Origin of the sequence: Actinomadura darangshiensis (assembly GCF_004349235.1) — a bacterium.
Lineage (GTDB): Bacteria > Actinomycetota > Actinomycetes > Streptosporangiales > Streptosporangiaceae > Spirillospora > Spirillospora darangshiensis.
The window spans coordinates 30900-48635 of record NZ_SMKY01000003.1; the positions used below are offsets into that span (position 1 = coordinate 30900).

The following is a 17736-nucleotide window of genomic DNA, read 5'->3' on the forward strand; positions in this document are numbered from 1 at the left end:
GCGAAAGCGAACAGATGACCCAGAAGAATCCGCACGCGCTCACGTACGCGGAACTGGACCGGCTGTCGGGCGAGGTGCTGCCCGGACGGCTGCTGCTGTCGGCCGCAGGCCACGGTTCGGACACCGACGTGGTGTACGCGTGCCAGTACGACCACGACGCGGGCACGACCGGCCTACTCGGCACCGGCCTGCTGGCCGAGCCCGAGCGCACCTCGATGGTGTGCATCCCCGTCGTGGTCCACCACGACGCATGAGCACCCCCGCGGACCAGGCCATGGACGGGACCGGCGTCCCGGCGGCCCTCGCCCTCCCCGCGCTCGCCGACGGCACCGAGCTGGTCGGCGAGTTCAAGAACTCCGGCTACCGCGAGCCGCCCCAGCTCGTCTGCCTGCCGAACCGGCAGCTCGTCCGGCTACCGCCGCTGCTGTTCCTCGTCGCCAAGGCGCTGCACGACCACCGCGACCTCGCCGGGTCGCGGGACGTGCCGGCGGCGCTCGGGACGGTGGCCGAGTCGGTCAGCGCGGAGGCCGGCGCCCGGCTGACCGCCGAGCAGCTGGTCTACCTCGTCGACCGCAAGCTCGCCCCGCTCGGCGTCACCACCTACAGCGACGGCACGCCCCCGCCCGTGGTCAAGGCCGACCCGTTCCTCGGGCTGAAGTTCAAGCTCGCGGTGTTCCCCGAAACGGTCACCTGGTTCCTCGCCGGCCTGTTCAGCTGGCTGTTCCGGCCGGTCCTCGTCGTGGTCGGGGTCGCCGCGGTCATCGCGAGCGAGGCCTGGCTGCTGACCACCCGGTCGATGGCCGACGCGCTCCAGCACACCCTCCTCGTCCCGGTCAGCATCCTGATGATCATGGGGCTGGGGGTCCTGTCGTGCGCCTTCCACGAGATGGGCCACGCCGCCGCCTGCCGCTACGGCGGCGTCCGCCCCGGCGTCATGGGCTGCGGCATCTACCTCGTCTGGCCCGCGTTCTACACCGACATCACCGAGTCGTACCGGCTCGGCCGCGCCGGCCGGCTCCGCGCCGACCTCGCGGGCGTCTACTTCAACGGGATCTTCGTCGTCGGGCTGACGCTGCTGTACCTGTGGACGGGGTTCGAGCCGCTGCTCGTGGCCGTCCTGTACGTCAACCTCGAAATGTTCCAGCAGCTGCTGCCCACGCTGCGGTTCGACGGCTACTACATCATGTCCGACCTGATCGGCATCCCCGACCTGTTCAAGTACATCGGGCCGATCCTGCGCCGGGCGCTGCTGCGCCGGTCCGCCGACGAGCGGCTCCGCGACCTCAAGCGCTGGCCGCAGATCCTCGTCACGCTGTGGGTCCTGACCGTGATCCCGGTGCTGCTGTTCCAGCTCGGCCTCATCATCACGCAGATCCCCGCCCTGGCCGCGAAGGACTGGTGGATGATACGCCGGCTCGCCGACGCCGCCTCCAACGGCGCCGGGGCGCTGGACCTGATCACCTCGGGGCTGCAGATCGTCCTGCTCGTCCTGCCGCTGGCCGGTGTCGCGCTGTTCCTCTTCGGGATCCTGCGGCGGCTGGTGCGGCGGGCCGTCCGGTACGTGAACGCCCCCCTCCAGGAGGCCGCGCCGGACGCGTGACCGACCCGCTCCGCGGACGCGCCGGGTGCCCTCGACGGGCACCCGGCGCGTCCCGCTTTTCCGGAAATGCATTTTATATGCTTTTCCGTTGACGCTTCAAAGAATGGCGTCACGGGAACCTACTCCGAGTAAGGAGAGAAGAGCCGTACCACGGCGCTCTCCCTTTTCGAAGGCCGGTCCACCCATGGCCGGTGTTTCCGGAAGGCTCCCCCGTTGCTCCGCCGCATCATCCCCGCCGCAATGCCGGCGGCCTTCGCACTGCTCCTCCCCCTCGCTCTCGCGGACCGCTCCGCCGCGACCGCCGCGACCGCCGCGACCCGCGCCGAGGTCGTCGCCGAGGCGGCCGTTGCGCCCCGCACCGTGGACCTCACCATCGCCTCACCCGCCATGGACGACCGCCAGAAAGTGCGGCTCCTCCTCCCCCGCGGCTGGTCGAAGGACTCGCACCGAACCTGGCCCACGCTGTGGCTGCTGCACGGCGGCGTCGACGACTACACCGCCTGGACGCGCGGCACCGACGTCGCCGAACTCACCGCGGACACCGGCGTCATCGTCGTCATGCCGAACGGCGGCCGCTGCGGCAATTACTCCGACTGGTGGAACTACGGCGACGGCGGCTCGCCGCGCTGGGAGACGTTCCATATGACCGAACTCCGGCGCATTCTCGAAAGCGACTACCACGCCGGGACGCGGCGGGTGGTCGCCGGCAATTCCATGGGCGGTCTCGGCGCGATGCTCTATGCGGCCCGTTTCCCCGGCATGTTCAAGGCCGCCGCGTCCTTCAGCGGATACGTCGCCACCCTGCACGGGCACGAGCCGGGCGACAGCTCGACCGGCTGGGGGCCGTCGTTCTCCTGCCCGGGCACCGACTGGCGGCGGGTGTGGGGTGACCCCGACGACCAGGCCGCGATCTGGCACGCGCACAACCCGGCCGACCTCGCCGGGCGGCTGGCCGGCGTCCGGCTGTGGGTGGCGAGCGGCAACGGCAAGCCCGGCTCCCTCGGCGGGATGCCGTTCACCGACCCGGTGGAGGCCGCGGCGAACGAGAACGCGCACGCCTTCGCGGACCGGCTGTACGCCGCCGGCGTCCCGGTGACCACCCGCTTCTTCGACGGGCAGCACGACTGGCCGTACTGGCAGCGCGACCTGCACCAGGCCTACCCGATGCTGATGGACGCCCTCGGCGCCGGCTGACCGGGCTCAGGTCCGCCGGAGGGGCGCCGTGGCGTCCACCGCACCGGACGGCCCGTGCCATTCGAGGACGAGGACGGTCGCGTCGTCGTCCAGGCGCCCCTCGTGGTGCTCCAGGATGCTGTGGACGAGGCGCCGCAGCGTCTCCGGGACCGGCAGCGCGGCGGCGTTGTGGCGGACGATGAAGTCGATGAACCGGACGAGGCCGAACTCCTCCTTGCCGGGGTCGCGGGCCTCCACGATGCCGTCGGTGTAGAGCAGGACGCGGTCGCCCGGTTCGAGCTGCTCCTGGCACAGCGTGCCGGGAACGCCGAGGTCGGTGCCGAGCGGATGGCCGGGTGTGCAGTCCATCGTGGTCACCCACCGGCCTTGCCGGATGACGATGGGCGCGGGATGCCCGTGCAGCACCCACGACAGGACGCCCGTCCGCAGGTTCAGCTCCGCCAGCGCGGCGGTGACGAACCGGCCGGACGAGTCCTGCTCCAGCAGCACTTCTTCGATGGCCCGCCCCACGTCCTGGAGGGCCGTGCCCTGCAGCCGGCCGTTGCGGGCGGCCGCGACCGCCAGGTTGGACGTCAGCCCGGACGCGGTGTCGTGGCCCATGGCGTCGAACACGCTGAAGTGGACGATGTCGCCCGCCAGGGCGTAGTCGAAGGTGTCGCCGCCCAGCCGGTACGCCGGTTCGAGCGCGGCGCCGATCACCACCTGGTCGTTGGCGAACGTCATCGGCGGCATCAGCCGCCACTGCATCTCCGCCGACACCGTCATGTCCCGGGTCCGCACCAGCCGGGAGTAGGAGTCGCTGAGCGGCCCCTTGCTGACGATCATCAGCGCGACCAGCCCGGCCAGGTACTCGGCGTCGCTCTGCGCACCCGCGTCGTCCTGGCGGAGGGTCACCCTCAGCACCCCGATCCGCTCGGCCCCGTCGAGGATCGGCAGCCAGCGCTGGAAGGTCCCGTCGTCGAACACCTGGCCGTTCACCGGCTCCACGATCTGGAACGCCCGGCCCGCCACGGTGCTCTCGATCCTGAGGTCGGCGGTCTCGGCGCCGGGTTCGCGTCCCGCGTCGTCGCCCTTGCCCGTCAGCAGCCGCAGCACCTGCTGCTGGAGGTCCGCGACGTAGATGAGGACGTCGTGGAGGCCCGCGTCCGCGGCGTGCTTGGCCACCGCGTCCGGCAGCTGCTCCATGGACATCCGACGGCTGGCCGCCACAAGCTCCCGCAACATCGGCCCCGCGACCTCCCTCCTGACCCCCGGGGCCCTACCCTTTCGGCCGTCCCTCATGTGGCATGCGGTCCGAGGCGGGCCAGACGTAGGGCAGGTCATCCGGCACATCCGGGAACACGGGGCGGTAGAAACCGGGGTCTTTCCGGACGAGCGCCGACCGGTGGCTGAGGTGGAACGCCGGGTCGCCGAGCCAGGGCGGCAGCGCCCCCGCCGCGGCGAGCCGTTCCTGCCCGCGCGGGCGGTGCACGCCCTTCGTCTCGGCGAGCTCGGCCGCCAGGGTGCCGGCGCAGGTGTCGCCATGGCCGAGACCGGACCAGCGGTCGCAGATCTCCAGCCCGTACCGGACGAGCGCCTCCTCGTACCCCGTCCACATGAGCGCCGCCGGATGGCGCCGCCAGCCGTATCCCGGCACGGTGAGGGCCCGCAGGACCTGGATCGCCTCGACGCGCTGCTTGCCGAGCCGCCGCCGGTCCAGGACGCGGGCCGTGGCCGCGAAGTCCGCGTACGGCAGAAAGGTCTGCACGACCGCCCCCTGTTCCCGCTGGTCCCGCGGTTACCTACCCCAGGGCCGGCGGAGATGTGCCGGGGGCCGGGTCAGGTCCGCTTCGGGGACGGGCCGCTGGGCAGCAGCTTGGCGATCTCCGGCTTCAGCAGCGGGCGGATGCTCGCGTAGGGCGCGCCGAAGTTGACGTTGCCGCAGCCGTCGCTGCCGCCGGCGAGGTAGGCCAGCCGGAACTCGGTGGGGGTGAAGAACGCGCTCAGGAACGGCGGGTCTTCGTCCTGGCCCGCGGCGTCCGTCTGCTTGCGGGGGGAGAAGTCGGACGGCTCGAACCCGTCCCTGCCGCGGTTGCAGTCCTCCCACCAGTGCTCCCGCCAGGGTTCGCGCTGCCCGACCAGCGACCGCAGCCGGCGGATCCCAGCGGCGGTGAGCGTCTGCGGCAGGAAGACGTCGGCGGCGGTGAGCCGCTTGCCGGTGCGCAGGTCGACGGTGACGGTCTCGCCGCCGGGCGACCCGTCGGCCTGCTGGCAGTTGTCGGTGATCTGGAAGTAGCGGACCGACACGAGCCGGGGGCCGCGGATCCCGAGCGTCGTCTCCGTGCCGATCTTCACCGGCTTGCCCTTGCAGCCGTAGTTGAGCGCGGTCGCCCGCGACATCGCGATCAGGCGGTCCAGGGGGCCGCGCAGCTCCTTGTTGATCCGGTTCTGCAGGGCGGCGTCCTTCAGCCCGCTGACCTTCGGGTACTGCGCGTTCTGGACGATGATCTCGGGGTTGGCGAGGGTCTGGTTGTCGGCGACCAGGGTCACGGCCGCCACGGGGTCCGCCGCCGGCGGCGGTTCCTTGTGGTCCTGCACCGCGTAGACGGCGCCGCCCGCCGTGGCGGCGACCACGGCGGCGCCCGCGGCGGCCATCGTGCCCTTGCCGGCCGCGGTGGCGAGGAAGCCCTTGCTCACGGCGGTACCGGCGGTGCCGGCGCTCGTCCCGGCACTGCCGGAGCCGGCCGCGCTCGCCGCGCCCGCGGTGGTCGCGCCGGCCGTGGCGGACGCCCCCGGCGCGGCGGCGAGCGCGGCGAGCGGGAACAGCGCGGCCAGCGCGACCGCGGCGGCGGCCAGCGCGCGGACGCCGCGCTGCTCCCAGTCGCTCCCGTACGCGGCGGTGGCGGTGGATTCGAGCCAGGTCACGAACGCCGCCGCGCCCGGCGGCCGCTCCCCCGGCTCCTTCGCCATCCCGTGCAGGACGAGCTGCCGCAGCGGCTCGGGCACGTCCTGCACGTCGACCTGCTCGGTCAGGTGCTTGTTCATCAGCGCGACCTGCTCGGACGCGGTGAACGGCCGCCGTCCGGTGACGCACTCCAGGAAGACGCAGGTCGCGGCGTACACGTCGGTGGCGGGGGTGGAGGGGTCGCCGCGCCACTGCTCCGGCGCCATGTACACGGGCGTCCCCGCGCGCGAGCCGTCGCCGGAGAGGACGGCGACGCCGAAGTCGACGAGCTTGCTGAGCCCGTCGGACCGCACCACGACGTTCGCCGGCTTGTAGTCGCGGTGGACGACGCCGACGGCGTGCGCGGCCGCGAGGCCGAGCAGCGAGCCCTTGAGGACGAGCAGCGCCGCCTCCGGGGCCAGCGCCCCGTGCTCGCTCAGCACCTCCTTGAGCGACACGCCGTCGACAGCCTCCATCACGATCGCGGCGCCCTGCTCGCTCTCCACGAACCGGAAGAGGCGCGCGACGTACGGGCTGGTCAGCCTGCCGAGCATCTGCGCCTCGGCGCGCAGGCCGGCGATCGCGCCGGTGTCGGCCGCGGCCAGATACTTGATCGCGACCGGGGTCGCGGAGTCGGCGTGCCGGGCCAGGACGACCCGTCCCTGCGCGCCGCGCCCGAGCTCGCGCTCCTCGGTGAATCCTGTGAGCCGCCAGTCCATCCCGCGCTCCCGCCTCTGCTCGATCTGCCGTGATGAGTGACGCCTCCGCGTACCCAAAGGTTCGCGGAAAGTGCGGCCGATCGCCATGCCGGCGCGGCGCGGCGGGCCCCGGCGGGCGGACGGTGAGATGGGACACACCGCCGCCGCCGGGCCCGCGAGCCCGGGAACGTTCGAAGGCACAGGTCACGGGCCGGGCTTATCGTTTTCTGACAAACGGCGCAGAAAAGCGCAGCCATGAATTCGCGGAAGGAATGTGCTAAAACCCGTCAGGGGTTCGCGACGCGAAAGGATCTTCATGGGTGCCGCGGAGGCTCTCGGACAGGTGATCGACACGGAGCGCTATCCGCTGGCCGCGGCGGGCGGCGCCGGGTGGGACGCCGTCGTTTCCCGCACCCGCGCGGAACTGGCGAAAACGGGGTGCTGCGTGCTGCCCGACTTCATTCGCCCCGCATTGCAGGACGCGCTCCGCGCGGAATGCGCGGCGATCGCACCGCGCGCCCATTACGACGTCGAAACGGTGAACGCCTACAACATCGACGTCGGCACCCCATTGCCGGACGGCCATCCGGGGCGCATCACCGTCCGGCGGGGCAACGCGTTCGTCGCCCGCGACCGCATCCCCGCGGACTCCATCGTCCACCGGCTCTATTCGAGCGGGCTCTTCCAGCGGTTCGTGGCGGACTGCTTCGGGCTCCCGCGGGTGCACGAGCTGGCCGACCCGCTGTCGGGGCTGTGCCTCAACGTCGTCAACCCGGGGATGGAGCATCCCTGGCATTTCGACACCAACGAGTTCACCGTCAGCCTGCTGACGCAGGAGCCGACGGGCGGCGGCGGCTTCGAGTACTGCCCGGGCATCAGGTCGGCGGGGGCGGAGAACTTCGCCGACGTCCGCCGGGTGCTGACCGGGCGCGGCGGCGACCTCGTCCGCCGGCTCGCGCTGCGCCCCGGCGACCTGCAGCTGTTCAAGGGACGGTACTCGCTGCACCGGGTCGCCGCGGTGCGCGGGGACACGGCGCGGCACACGGCGATCCTCGCCTACAGCGAGCGCCCGGGGGTCGTCGGCAGCGTCGCGCGCACGAGGCAGCTCTTCGGCCGCGTCCTGCCCGAGCACCTCGCGGCGGCGGGCGGCGCCGTCCGGGTCGACCGGCTGCTGGACTAGGAGGCCCCGTGCGCACGGACACGACAGGGAAGATCTCGCTCGACCACATCTACACCCGGCCCGACCCCCGCGCCTACTTCGGCACCCTGCGCGACCTCGACTACCACATCCCGGAACTGGCCAAACCGCACTTCCTGCGGCTCATCGCCGAATACCGGGAGGCGCACCGGGCGCCGGACGTGGCCGTTCTGGACATCGGCTGCTCCTACGGCATCAATGCGGCCCTGCTGAAATACGGGGTCACCATGGACGAGCTGTACGATCGCTACGGCGGTCCGGATGCCGACGGGCACACGCGCGACACGCTGCTGGCCCGAGACCGGGAGTTGGTCCGTTCCCGTGAACCCGCGAACCGCACGCGTTTCCTTGGCCTGGACGCCTCGGCGAACGCCCTTTCCTACGCGCTCGAAGCCGGTTTCCTCGACGGCGCCGTCCACGCCGATCTGGAGAACCGGGATCCGACCGCCCAACAGCGCGCGCAACTCGCCGGAACCGACCTCGTCATCTCGACGGGCTGTCTCGGGTACGTCACCGAGCGCACCATTTCCCGAGTCCTCGGCGCGCACGGCGAACGGCGGCCGTGGATGGCGCATTTCGTCCTGCGCATGTTCCCGTTCGACCCCATCGCCGACACGCTCGCCGCCGCCGGGTACGAGACCGTCCGCCGCGGCGGCCCCGTCCGGCAGCGCCGGTTCGCGACCCCGGAAGAGCAGGCGCTCGTCCTGGACCGGCTCTCCGGCGTGGGCGTCGACCCGGCCGGTCTGGAGACCGGCGGCTGGTTCTACGCGCAGCTCTACATCTCCAAGCCCCGCGGCTGACACCCCGAGCGGCCGACACCGAACACGAGGAACGAATGAACGACAGTGCTGACCTCTCCGCTCGCACCTTCGGGAACGAGGAGCGCCTGCCGCGGGTGCCGCTGCCCACCCTGGACGCGACCTGCGAGCGGTTCATGGAGTGGTGCGGGCCGCTGCTGTCCGATGGCGAGCGGGCCCGGACGGAGTCGGCGCTGGCCGGGTTCCTGCGTCCGGACGGGCCGGGCCGCAAGCTGCACGCCGCGCTCGAACGCTACGACGCGAGCGAGGGCGTGCACAGCTGGCTGGACACGTTCTGGCCGTACCGCTACCTCGGCCGCCGCGACCGGATCGCACTGAACGCGAACTTCTTCTTCCTGTTCAAGGACTCGCAGGAGGGGCAGATCGAGCGCGCGGCCGGGCTCATCGCCGGGGCGCTGGACTACAAGCTGCGGCTGGACCGGGAGGAGATCCCGCCGGTCGTCCAGCGCGGCCGGCCGCTGTCGATGGTGCAGAACCGGTTCCTGTTCTCCGCCACGCGGATCCCCGGCGCGGAGCAGGACACGGTCCGCGCCCCCTACACCGACGAGCGGCCGGGCCCGTCGGACGCCCGCCACATCGTGGTGTTCTTCCGCGGCAACATGATCCGGATGGACGTGCTCGGCCCGGCCGGCCGGCCGCACTCGCTGGCGGAACTGGCGGCGGGCCTCGGCACGATCATGAAGGCGGAGGCGGCGGCGGAGCCGTCCGCCGGGCACCTCACCACCAAGGCCCGCGCCGAGTGGGCGGCGAGCCGCGAGGCGCTGCTCGCCCTCGGCAACGGCAAGGCGCTCGACGAGATCGAGACGGCGCTGTTCTGCGTGTGCCTGGAGGACTTCGCTCCCAAGAACACCCTCGACGCCTGCGACCACCTGCTCCACGGCGACAGCGGCAACCGCTGGTTCGACAAGGCCGTGTCCTTCATCGTGTTCGGCGACGGGACGGCCGGCATCAACGTGGAGCACTGCGGCCTGGACGGCACCACCATCCTGAGCTTCACCGACGCCCTGCTCGGCGCGCCGCCCGAGAAGCTGTCGCAGCGGTCGGGCGCCAAGTCGCAGGGCCTCCCGGTCGTCGAGGCGATCGAGTTCACCCTGGACGACGCGGCGCGCCGCGACATCGAGGAGGCGGCGGCCTCCTTCGCCGCCTACGGGGCCGCGACCGCCACGGCCACCGTGTCGTTCGGCGGCTTCGGCACCGACCACATCAAACGGCTGAAGATGTCGCCGGACGCGTTCGTCCAGATGGCCTACCAGCTCGCCCACAAGCGCGCGAAGGGCCATGTCGGCGCCACCTACGAGTCGATCGCGACCCGCCAGTACCGGCACGGGCGCACCGAGGCGATGCGGGTCGTCACTCCCGAGGTGGTGCGCTTCGCCGAGGTCATGGACGATCCCACGGCCGGGACCGTGCTCCGCCGGGACGCCTTCCGCGCCGCCGCCGACGCCCACGTCCGCCGCGCCAAGGAGTGCCAGGCAGGGCAGGCGCCCGAGCAGCACCTCTGGGAGCTGCAGCTGATCCAGCGGCGGCGCGGCGAGGAGCTGGGCGTCACCGAGCCGCTGCCGCTGTTCGAGACGCCGGGCTGGCTCACCATGCGGGACGACTATCTGAGCACCAGCTCGGCGCCGTCGGTCAACATCCAGTACTTCGGCTTCGGCTCGACGAGCGAGCAGTGCATCGGCATCGCCTACGTCCTGCTGCCGGACCGCCTCAACGTGTACCTGAGCACCCCGCGGCCGGTCGCGGACGCGATGCTGGGGTTCGCCGGGAAGCTCCGCGAGGCCGTCCAGGAGCTGCGGGACCTGCTGGCATGATCACCTGCCGGCGTGCTCACCGGCCGGGTCTGGCCGGCCGGTGGATCCGCCCGATCGGGTAGAGCCAGCGCCGCAGGGCGCGGCTGAGCGCGGGCATGACGAGCAGGGTGAGCAGCGGGATCACGATGACGGGGAACGTCAGCGCCCGAAGCGGCAGCGGCCACGCCTTCGTTAGCGGCGTGACGAACGCCTGCAGGAGCAGGCTGAGCGGGTACACCGCGCAGAAGGTGACCACGATCATCTTCAGGTTGGACGGCGCCGGGACCGACTCCCCGGGCAGGTTGAACCACGTCTCCAGCCCGGTTGTGTCGCGGTAGTGCTCGTCGGCGATGCCGCGGACCCGGTCGATCCACTCCGCCCGCTCGGCGGAGTGCAGCCAGCGGTCGAGCAGCTCCTGGTCGGAGAAGTTCACCACCGTGTAGTACCGGTGCCGGGACCCCTCGGCGCGCAGCCAGGTGGCGCCCCGGTGCCCGGAGTACCGGGTCGCGACCTCGTGGAGCCCCTGCGCCCACTCCTCGAAGTCGCGCTCCCGGCCGGGCTTGACGTCCCAGGTGAACACGATCGTGACGGGCTCGGTCTCCGTTTCTCCCATTCCGGAGATGTCACCCGTCCCGTCGCGTCCATGCGTGCGCGCGGCCGTCAGGTGATGGCGAGCGCCTCAGTGGGGCTGAGGCGGGACGCCCGGATCGCCGGATACAGGCCCGCGACCGCGCCGATGACCAGGGTCGCGGCGACGCCGCCCAGCACCGCCCAGGCCGGGATGACGGCCGGCCACCCCTGGTAGAGGGCGTAGATGGTGGTCACGACCGTCCCGATGAGCGCGCCCCCTATCCCGCCGAGCGCCGACAGCAGCAGCGACTCGGCGAGGAACTGCGTGCGGATCTGGCCGCGGGTCGCGCCGAGGGACCGCCGCAGCCCGATCTCCGAGCGGCGCTCCAGCACCGAGATGACCATCGTGTTGGCGACCCCGACGCCGCCGACGAGCAGCGCCACCGCGCCGAGGCCGAGCAGCAGCCCGGTGAACGCCTCGCCCGCGGCCTTCTTCGCGGCGAGGGCGTCCGAGGGGCGGGACACCTCCACCTCGTTCGGCGCCTCCGGGTTCGCGGTCGCGCCCAGCACGCCGCGGACGTCCTCGACGCTCGCGTCCGCCGACCGGGTGTAGATCGTCGTCGGATGCCCGTCGAAGCCGAGCGCGGTCCGCGCGGCGGGCCAGCCGACCAGCGCGGCGGTGTCCAGCTCGGGCGCCAGCGCCGCCGGCTCCAGGATGCCGATCACGGTGAACCGGCGGCCGCCGATGACCACCTGGACGTCCGGGGCGGCGTGCCCGATGCCGAGGCGTTCCGCGGCCGTCGCGCCGAGCACCGTCGCGGGGAAGCTCCCGGTCGCGGCGTTCAGCCACACCCCGTTGCTCAGCTCGGCCCCCGTCGCGGCGCGCAGGTCGGTGCGGGCGGCGTAGGTCGCGATCCCGTTCGTCTCCGTCTCGGGGATCTTGCCGGTGCGGTAGACCTTCGCGTCGCCCAGCAGCCCGATGGACGACACCTCCCGTACCGGCGCGATCCGCGCCACCATGGCCTCCGACTCCAGCGGCAGCTGCGCCTCCTCCCCGGTCAGCGTGCTGCCGGGCGAGACCGTCAGCAGGTTGGTGCCGAGCGCGGCGAGGGCCCGGTCCAGGTCGGCGCGCGACGACGACGACACCCCGACGACGGCGACCATCGCGGCGATCCCGATCGCGATGCCGAGCGCGGACAGGAACGCCCGCATCGGACGCGTCCGCAGCCCGACCGCGCCGACCTTGACGACGTCGGCCGGCCACATCCGGGCCGGTCTCAGGTGGGGGGACGACCCCCCGCTCCCCCCGGAACCGCGCGGACGCAGCGTACCGGCCGTCATCGCGCCGCCCCCGTGACGCGCGAGCCGTCCGGCGCGGAACCGTCCACCACCGTGTCGTCCACCACCGTGTCGTCCACGACGAGTCCGTCGCGCATCCGCACGTGCCGCGGCAGCCCCGCCGCGATCTCCCGGTCGTGCGTGATGATCACGACCGTGGTGCCCGCGGCGTGCAGCTCGCGGAGCAGCGCCATCACGCCCTCCCCGGACGCCGAGTCGAGCGCGCCGGTCGGCTCGTCGGCGAGCAGCAGCGCGGGCTCCCCGGCGACCGCCCGCGCGATCGCGACCCGCTGCCGCTCGCCGCCGGACAGCTCGTGCGGCTCGTGGTCCAGCCGGTGGCCGAGCCCGACCCGATCCAGCGCCGCCACCGCCCGCCGGCGCCGGGCCGCCGGACGCAGCCCGGAGTACAGCAGGCCGTCCGCGACGTTGTCGACGGCCCTGGTCCCGGCCGCCAGGTGGAAGTGCTGGAACACGAACCCGATGCGGCTCGCGCGCAGCGCCGCCAGCTTGCTGTCCGGCAGCCGCCCGACGTCGTGCCCGTCGATGTGGATGTCGCCCGAGGTGGGGCGGTCCAGCGTGCCGAGCATGTTCAGCATGGTCGTCTTCCCCGAGCCGGACGGCCCGACGATCGCGACCAGCTCGCCCGCGCCGATGCGCAGCGACACCCCGGCGAGCGCGTGCACGCCCCCGGTGTAGGACTTCGTCACGTCCCGCAGCGTGATCATTTCGGTACCCCCACGACCGTGCCCTGGGTGATCCCCGAGCCGGTGATCTCGACCTTCCCGTCCGCGAACAGGCCCGTCTTCACCGGGACGAACCCGGACGTCGCGCCCTTGACGACCTCGACGCCGAAGCCGCCCTCGCTCAGCGCCACCAGCGCGGTGACCGGGACGGTCAGCACGTCCTTGTGCTCCCCGGCCGTGAACGTGACGTCCACCGAGGCGAGCGCGTAGCCGGCGGCGGCCTTCTTCGCCTTCGCGGCGTCGAGCCAGATGGTGACCTCGACCTTCGTCGTCGGGTCCTGGCCCTGCTCCGCCGGCTCGATCACCGTCGTGACCTCGTCGATCTCGGCGGTGACGGTCGTGTTCTCCGGCAGCGCCACCTCGACGCGGGCGCCCTTCTTCGCCAGCCGCTGGTCGGCGGTGTCCAGCTCGACGGTGACGGCCTTGCCGGTGCCCGTGTAGGCGAGGATCTTCTTGCCCGGCGCGGCCGGTTCGCCGGGGTTGGCCGCGATGCTCTCGACCCGGACGGGGCCGTCCGCGAACGCGACCCGCCCGACGTCCACGACGCCGGTCTCCGCGACGCCGATGTCGTCCTGCCATTCCTGGACGGCCGCCGCGGTGTCGGACGTGTACTCGTCGTCCACCGTGAAGCCGTCGTAGCCGAGCGCGGCGAGGTTCTTCTCGAACCGCTCCACGTCAGAGCCCTCGGTGCCGGTCCGCAGCGGCCGGTAGGACGGCTTGGACCCGTACATCAGCACGACGGGGTCGCCGTCCACCTCGTACAGCGCGTGGCCGCGGGTGATCTCGTCGCCGCTCTCCGGAAGCCGGGTGATCGTGCCCTTGGCCTGGCTCGTCGCGGTCAGCGTCGGGCCGTAGCCGAGCTGCCCGTCCTCGGTCTGGCTGTCGGCCAGCGTCTGCTTCGCCACCTTGGTGGTGCTGGGCGGCAGGCCCGTCCCCCGGCCGCCGCCCGAGTCGCCGCCGCCGCCGAACGCCGCCACGGTCGCGACGCCGCCGGCGGCGACCACGGCGGCGACGGCCAGGGCGATCACCAGGCGCGGCCGGCGGCGGCGCGGCCGGGGCCGCTCCTCCTGCTCCGGCACGCGCTCCGCCGTGGTCTCGCCCATCACTTCCTGCCGCCCTGCAGAACCTTCTGGCACGCCTGCTGCGCCGTCTCCAGGTCCGGGTCGTCGCCGACGGTGTTCTTGTCGATCCGGATGCCGGGCTGGTTCGGGTCCGGGTCCGGGAACTTCTCCACGCCGTTCTTGCGCATGCACGCGGCGAACTCGCGGGCCCGCTCCTGCTGCTTCGGGTCGGGCGCGCCGGTGCGGTTGGCCTGCGGGCTGTACTGCCGGCACGCCTCCATGGCCTTGTCGATGACGGCCTTGTTGCCCTTGGCCTTGATCTGGACGCCCTTGCCGGGCTGCGGGTCGTCCATGTCGACGCCGTGCTCGCGCATGCACTGGGCGAACTTGACGCCCATCTCCTCCTTGCCGAGCTTCTCGCCGCCCTGCTGCGCGCCGGCCGTCTTCCCGCCGCCCGCCGAGGCCACGCCCGGTCCGCCGTCGTCGTCGGACCCGCATCCGCTCAGCGCCAGCACCAGCGCGATCGGCAGCGCGGCCAGTATCCGGAGTCGCATGTGTCGTCCCCTCATGTCGGCGGCCGGAGCGGTTCCGGCCGACGAGGAGGGATGCAACCCGGCCGGACGTTTCCCTTCTGTTTCCCCCTCCCGGAAGCCGATCACTAACGGAAACGAAACACGGCGTCGGGCACCATCACCGGCATGAGAGTGCTGGTGGTGGAGGACGAGCGGCTGCTCGCGGGCGCGATCGCCGAATGGCTGAGGGACGACGCGCACGCCGTCGACCTCGCCCACGACGGAGCGGCGGCCCTGGAACGGGTCACCGTCAACGACTACGACGTGGTCGTCCTGGACCGCGACCTGCCGCTCGTCCACGGCGACGACGTGTGCCGGGAGATCGTCCGGGAAGGCGTCGCGGCCCGGGTCCTGATGCTCACCGCCGCCGCCGAGATCACCGACCGCGTCGACGGCCTCGGGCTCGGCGCCGACGACTACCTGACCAAGCCGTTCGCGTTCCCCGAGCTGGCCGCGCGGGTGCACGCGCTCGGCCGCCGGTGCCGTCCCGCCGCGCCGCCGGCCCTGCACCGCGCCGGCATCACGCTGGACCCGGCGCGCCGCGAGGTGTTCCGGGACGGGCGCTACGTCCCCCTCGCCCGCAAGGAGTTCGCCGTCCTCAGCGAGCTGCTCCGCGCCGACGGCGCCGTGGTGTCCGCCGAGCAGCTCCTGGAGAAGGCGTGGGACGAGCACGCCGACCCGTTCACCGGGGCCGTCCGCCTCACCGTCCTGAAGCTGCGCCGCAAGCTCGCCGACCCGCCCGTCGTCGAGACCGTCAAGGGAGCGGGGTACCGGATCCCATGAGGCTGTCGCTCCGCGCCCGGCTCACCCTTACCTACGGCGGCCTGTTCCTGGTCGCCGGGGTGGTCCTCCTCGGCGCCACCTACGCCCTGTTCAACCAGCAGCTCTCCCGGACCGGCACCACCAAGGTGCTCGCGACCCGGCTGAACCCGGGGCCCCCGGGCGCCGCCGCCGAGAGGCCGGTGCCGGACGACCGGCTGGTCTCGGACGCCGAGCGCTGGATGCGCAAGCAGCGCGACGAGCTGCACGACGCCGCCGTCACCTCGCTCGTCACCCAGGGCTCCATCGCGCTCCTCGTCGTCGGCGGCGCCGCGGCGGGCTTCGGCTGGCTCATCGCGGGCCGGGTCCTCGCCCCGCTGCACCGCGTCACCGAGACCGCCAGCCGCATCGCCGGCTCCCCCGCCGCCGACCGCGGCCTGCACGAGCGGATCGCCCTGCGGGGCCCGCACGACGAGGTCAAGGAGCTCGCCGACACCTTCGACTCGATGGTCGAGCGCCTCGACCGCTCCTTCGACGGCCAGCGGCGCTTCGTCGCCAACGCCTCCCACGAGCTGCGCACCCCGCTCACCCTGGGCCGCGCGCTGGTCGAGGTCGCGATGCACCGCGCCTCGGCGTCGCCGGACGTCCGGCAGCTCGGCGAGACCCTCCTGCAGATCAACCTGCGCCACGAGCGCCTCATCACCGGCCTGCTCCTGCTGGCCCGCTCGGAGAACGAGATCACCGTCCGGGCCCCGGTGGACCTGGCGGACGTGGTCGGGCACGTCGCGTCCCAGACCGCCCCGGAGGCCGAGGAGGCCGGTATCACCGTCGAGGCCGACACCGCCGAGGCCATGACGACGGGCGACGCCCTCCTCCTCGAACGCGTCGTGCAGAACCTCCTGGAGAACGGCCTGCGCCACAACACCGAGTCCGGCTGGGTCAGGCTGTCCTGCCGCACGGAGAACGGCGAGGCCGTCCTGGAGGTCGCGAATTCGGGCCCGGCCGTCCCGCCTTACGAGATCCCGGCGCTCTTCGAGCCGTTCCGGCGCATGGACAACGACCGCGTGGTGACCGCCAAGGGAGCCGGCCTGGGCCTCTCGATCGTCCAGTCGATCGTCAGGGCCCACAACGGCACGGTGACCGCCACCCCCCGCAAGCAGGGCGGCCTCCACATAACCGTCGCCCTCCCGGCTCAGCCCGAGGGGAACAGCGTTTCTACGAACGCATTGCGGAACTTCCCGTCGGGATCGAACTCGCTCGCCACCCGAGCGAAATCCTCCGCCCGCTCGTAACCGGCGATGACGTCCCCCGCGGACATCGTCGCGACCTTGCCCCAATGCGGCCGGGCACCCAGCGGCACAAGCCTCTCCTCAAGCTCGGCGACCACCGGAAGGACCGCGCCAGGATCGTTGTGCCACGTGAAGTGCAACGTCACCGTGTCGCGCCCATAGGCGGGGCTCAGCCACAGGTCGTCCCCGCGCACGGTCCGGACCTCGGAGACGTGCAGGACCGGGGCGACCTTGCCGGCCACGCCGCGAACCTCCTCGAAGGCCCGCCCCACCGCCTCGCGAGGCAGGAACCACTCGGACTGGAGCTCCTGCCCGGCACTGGGCGTCGACTCCGGCCGGAAATGCGGAAGCCGCTCATGCCACGGCCCGGCAACCCCCATTTGCAAAGTGCACGAGGCCGGATCCATGCCGGGCACGGGATGGACGGCCTCGGCCGCCCCCAGCCCGCCGCTCCACCCCGGCGCCGGCCATCCGGTGCGGCACTTGAGCCAGACAGCGGCCTCACCGCTCCGCCAGTCGGTGAACGCACTGACGCTGTAGGCGGCCCCGAAGATCTCGTCGAACCGCCCCGCCACCTCGTCGAGCGGCACCCCGACCCGAACCCGCTGCGCCACCTCGAACGCCGGCTCGACCGCCAGCGTCACCCGGGTGACGACCCCGAGCGCCCCCAGCGCGACGACGACGCCAGGGAACACCTCGCGCCGGTCCCCGCCGGAGTGGAGGTGGCGGAGCGTGCCGTCCGGTGCCACCAGTTCCAGTGCGGTGACGGCGGCGGACAGGCAGCGGAGGGTGTCGCCGGAGCCGTGGGTGGCGGTGGCGCATGAACCGGCGACCGAGATGTGCGGGAGGGACGCCATGTTCGGCAGGGCGAGACCGTTCCGGTGGAGCACGGCGGCGACGTCGGCATAGCGGAGGCCGGCGGCGACCGTCACGCTCCGCCGCGCCGGGTCGATCTCGACCACCGGCGGCAGGGCGTCGAGGCTGACGAGGTCGCCGGCCGTGTCGGCGACGAGGCTGAAGGAGTGGCCGCTCCCGAGCGCCCTGATCCGCCCGCTGCCCGCGACGATGCGCCGCAGCTCGTCCACGGACTCGGGCCGGTGCACGCGAGCGGCGCCGTAGGTGACGTTCCCGGCCCAGTTGGTGCGTCGCTGATCCACAACCGCACCGTATCTGCCGGGAACCA

General features: G+C 72.7%; 17 protein-coding genes. 8 read left to right on the plus strand and 9 right to left on the minus strand.

Annotation, left to right across the window (positions count from 1 at the left end):
* The first annotated feature begins 14 nt into the window (after positions 1–14).
* The 3 genes from E1293_RS01190 to E1293_RS01200 all read left to right on the plus strand — a co-directional run bounded on the left by E1293_RS01190 (position 15) and on the right by E1293_RS01200 (position 2794).
* On the plus strand, positions 15–254 hold the full coding sequence (locus E1293_RS01190) for a hypothetical protein (RefSeq protein WP_132192834.1): 240 nt from the start codon (positions 15–17) through the stop codon (positions 252–254).
* Positions 251–1600 (plus strand): zinc metalloprotease, encoded by a 1350-nt coding sequence (locus E1293_RS01195; RefSeq protein ID WP_243715948.1) that lies wholly within the window; start codon positions 251–253, stop codon positions 1598–1600. The genes E1293_RS01190 and E1293_RS01195 overlap by 4 nt, the downstream gene beginning before the upstream one ends.
* Positions 1601–1840: 240 nt before the next feature.
* On the plus strand, positions 1841–2794 hold the full coding sequence (locus tag E1293_RS01200; RefSeq protein ID WP_132192836.1) for an alpha/beta hydrolase: 954 nt from the start codon (positions 1841–1843) through the stop codon (positions 2792–2794).
* A 6-nt stretch (positions 2795–2800) separates the two neighbouring features.
* On the opposite strand, the gene E1293_RS01205 is transcribed toward E1293_RS01200, so the two are convergent.
* The 3 genes from E1293_RS01205 to E1293_RS01215 form a co-directional block, all read right to left on the minus strand.
* Positions 2801–3979, minus strand: a complete 1179-nt coding sequence (locus E1293_RS01205; protein ID WP_243715949.1) for a PP2C family protein-serine/threonine phosphatase — start codon at positions 3977–3979, stop codon at positions 2801–2803.
* Positions 3980–4052: 73 nt separating this feature from the next.
* Positions 4053–4541, minus strand: a complete 489-nt coding sequence (locus tag E1293_RS01210) for an MSMEG_6728 family protein (RefSeq protein WP_132192840.1) — start codon at positions 4539–4541, stop codon at positions 4053–4055.
* A gap of 71 nt (positions 4542–4612) precedes the next feature.
* Positions 4613–6436, minus strand: a complete 1824-nt coding sequence (locus E1293_RS01215; protein WP_165978035.1) for a protein kinase domain-containing protein — start codon at positions 6434–6436, stop codon at positions 4613–4615.
* A gap of 295 nt (positions 6437–6731) precedes the next feature.
* On the opposite strand from E1293_RS01215, the gene E1293_RS01220 reads away from it, so the two are divergent.
* The 3 genes from E1293_RS01220 to E1293_RS01230 are packed head-to-tail and all read left to right on the plus strand — an operon-like array spanning position 6732 to position 10242.
* On the plus strand, positions 6732–7595 hold the full coding sequence (locus E1293_RS01220; protein ID WP_132192844.1) for a HalD/BesD family halogenase: 864 nt from the start codon (positions 6732–6734) through the stop codon (positions 7593–7595).
* A gap of 8 nt (positions 7596–7603) precedes the next feature.
* Positions 7604–8413: a class I SAM-dependent methyltransferase gene (locus E1293_RS01225; RefSeq protein WP_132192846.1), complete on the plus strand. Its 810-nt coding sequence runs from the start codon at positions 7604–7606 to the stop codon at positions 8411–8413.
* 35 nt (positions 8414–8448) lie between these two features.
* A complete protein-coding gene (locus tag E1293_RS01230) occupies positions 8449–10242 on the plus strand; it encodes a choline/carnitine O-acyltransferase (RefSeq protein ID WP_132192848.1) in 1794 nt (597 codons plus the stop codon).
* 16 nt (positions 10243–10258) lie between these two features.
* Here the strand turns inward: E1293_RS01230 and E1293_RS01235 are convergent, their stop codons facing one another.
* From E1293_RS01235 to E1293_RS01255, 5 genes are all read right to left on the minus strand, one after another.
* Positions 10259–10834 carry an antibiotic biosynthesis monooxygenase gene (locus E1293_RS01235; RefSeq protein WP_132192850.1) on the minus strand — a complete coding sequence of 192 codons (576 nt, stop codon included), beginning with the start codon at positions 10832–10834 and terminating at the stop codon, positions 10259–10261.
* Between the two features lie 47 nt (positions 10835–10881).
* A complete protein-coding gene (locus tag E1293_RS01240) occupies positions 10882–12057 on the minus strand; it encodes an ABC transporter permease (RefSeq protein ID WP_132192852.1) in 1176 nt (391 codons plus the stop codon).
* Between the two features lie 71 nt (positions 12058–12128).
* The gene (locus E1293_RS01245) at positions 12129–12854 is read right to left on the minus strand and encodes an ABC transporter ATP-binding protein (protein WP_132192854.1); all 726 of its coding nucleotides are present in this window, start codon (positions 12852–12854) and stop codon (positions 12129–12131) included.
* On the minus strand, positions 12851–13975 hold the full coding sequence (locus E1293_RS01250) for a peptidoglycan-binding protein (RefSeq protein WP_132192856.1): 1125 nt from the start codon (positions 13973–13975) through the stop codon (positions 12851–12853). The genes E1293_RS01245 and E1293_RS01250 overlap by 4 nt, the downstream gene beginning before the upstream one ends.
* Positions 13975–14487 carry a hypothetical protein gene (locus E1293_RS01255; RefSeq protein ID WP_132192858.1) on the minus strand — a complete coding sequence of 171 codons (513 nt, stop codon included), beginning with the start codon at positions 14485–14487 and terminating at the stop codon, positions 13975–13977. The genes E1293_RS01250 and E1293_RS01255 overlap by 1 nt, the downstream gene beginning before the upstream one ends.
* Positions 14488–14631: 144 nt before the next feature.
* On the opposite strand from E1293_RS01255, the gene E1293_RS01260 reads away from it, so the two are divergent.
* Both E1293_RS01260 and E1293_RS01265 read left to right on the plus strand, forming a co-directional pair.
* A complete protein-coding gene (locus E1293_RS01260) occupies positions 14632–15288 on the plus strand; it encodes a response regulator transcription factor (protein ID WP_132192860.1) in 657 nt (218 codons plus the stop codon).
* Positions 15285–16556: a sensor histidine kinase gene (locus E1293_RS01265; RefSeq protein WP_132192862.1), complete on the plus strand. Its 1272-nt coding sequence runs from the start codon at positions 15285–15287 to the stop codon at positions 16554–16556. Before E1293_RS01260 ends, E1293_RS01265 begins: the two co-directional genes overlap by 4 nt.
* Here the strand turns inward: E1293_RS01265 and E1293_RS01270 are convergent.
* Positions 16457–17710, minus strand: a complete 1254-nt coding sequence (locus E1293_RS01270) for an FAD-binding protein (protein ID WP_243715950.1) — start codon at positions 17708–17710, stop codon at positions 16457–16459. The two genes, E1293_RS01265 and E1293_RS01270, sit on opposite strands and share 100 nt — an antisense overlap.
* Positions 17711–17736: the final 26 nt, after the last annotated feature.

Bases quoted from the DNA above. Each gene is read 5' to 3' on its own strand.
- E1293_RS01190 (WP_132192834.1), top strand. From the start codon at position 15: ATGACCCAGAAGAATCCGCACGCGCTCACGTACGCGGAACTGGACCGG.
- E1293_RS01195 (WP_243715948.1), top strand. From the start codon at position 251: ATGAGCACCCCCGCGGACCAGGCCATGGACGGGACCGGCGTCCCGGCG.
- E1293_RS01200 (WP_132192836.1), top strand. From the start codon at position 1,841: ATGCCGGCGGCCTTCGCACTGCTCCTCCCCCTCGCTCTCGCGGACCGC.
- E1293_RS01205 (WP_243715949.1), bottom strand. From the start codon at position 3,979: ATGGAGCAGCTGCCGGACGCGGTGGCCAAGCACGCCGCGGACGCGGGC.
- E1293_RS01215 (WP_165978035.1), bottom strand. From the start codon at position 6,436: ATGGACTGGCGGCTCACAGGATTCACCGAGGAGCGCGAGCTCGGGCGC.
- E1293_RS01220 (WP_132192844.1), top strand. From the start codon at position 6,732: ATGGGTGCCGCGGAGGCTCTCGGACAGGTGATCGACACGGAGCGCTAT.
- E1293_RS01230 (WP_132192848.1), top strand. From the start codon at position 8,449: ATGAACGACAGTGCTGACCTCTCCGCTCGCACCTTCGGGAACGAGGAG.
- E1293_RS01235 (WP_132192850.1), bottom strand. From the start codon at position 10,834: ATGGGAGAAACGGAGACCGAGCCCGTCACGATCGTGTTCACCTGGGAC.
- E1293_RS01240 (WP_132192852.1), bottom strand. From the start codon at position 12,057: ATGTGGCCGGCCGACGTCGTCAAGGTCGGCGCGGTCGGGCTGCGGACG.
- E1293_RS01245 (WP_132192854.1), bottom strand. From the start codon at position 12,854: ATGATCACGCTGCGGGACGTGACGAAGTCCTACACCGGGGGCGTGCAC.
- E1293_RS01250 (WP_132192856.1), bottom strand. From the start codon at position 13,975: ATGGGCGAGACCACGGCGGAGCGCGTGCCGGAGCAGGAGGAGCGGCCC.
- E1293_RS01255 (WP_132192858.1), bottom strand. From the start codon at position 14,487: ATGCGACTCCGGATACTGGCCGCGCTGCCGATCGCGCTGGTGCTGGCG.
- E1293_RS01260 (WP_132192860.1), top strand. From the start codon at position 14,632: ATGAGAGTGCTGGTGGTGGAGGACGAGCGGCTGCTCGCGGGCGCGATC.
- E1293_RS01265 (WP_132192862.1), top strand. From the start codon at position 15,285: ATGAGGCTGTCGCTCCGCGCCCGGCTCACCCTTACCTACGGCGGCCTG.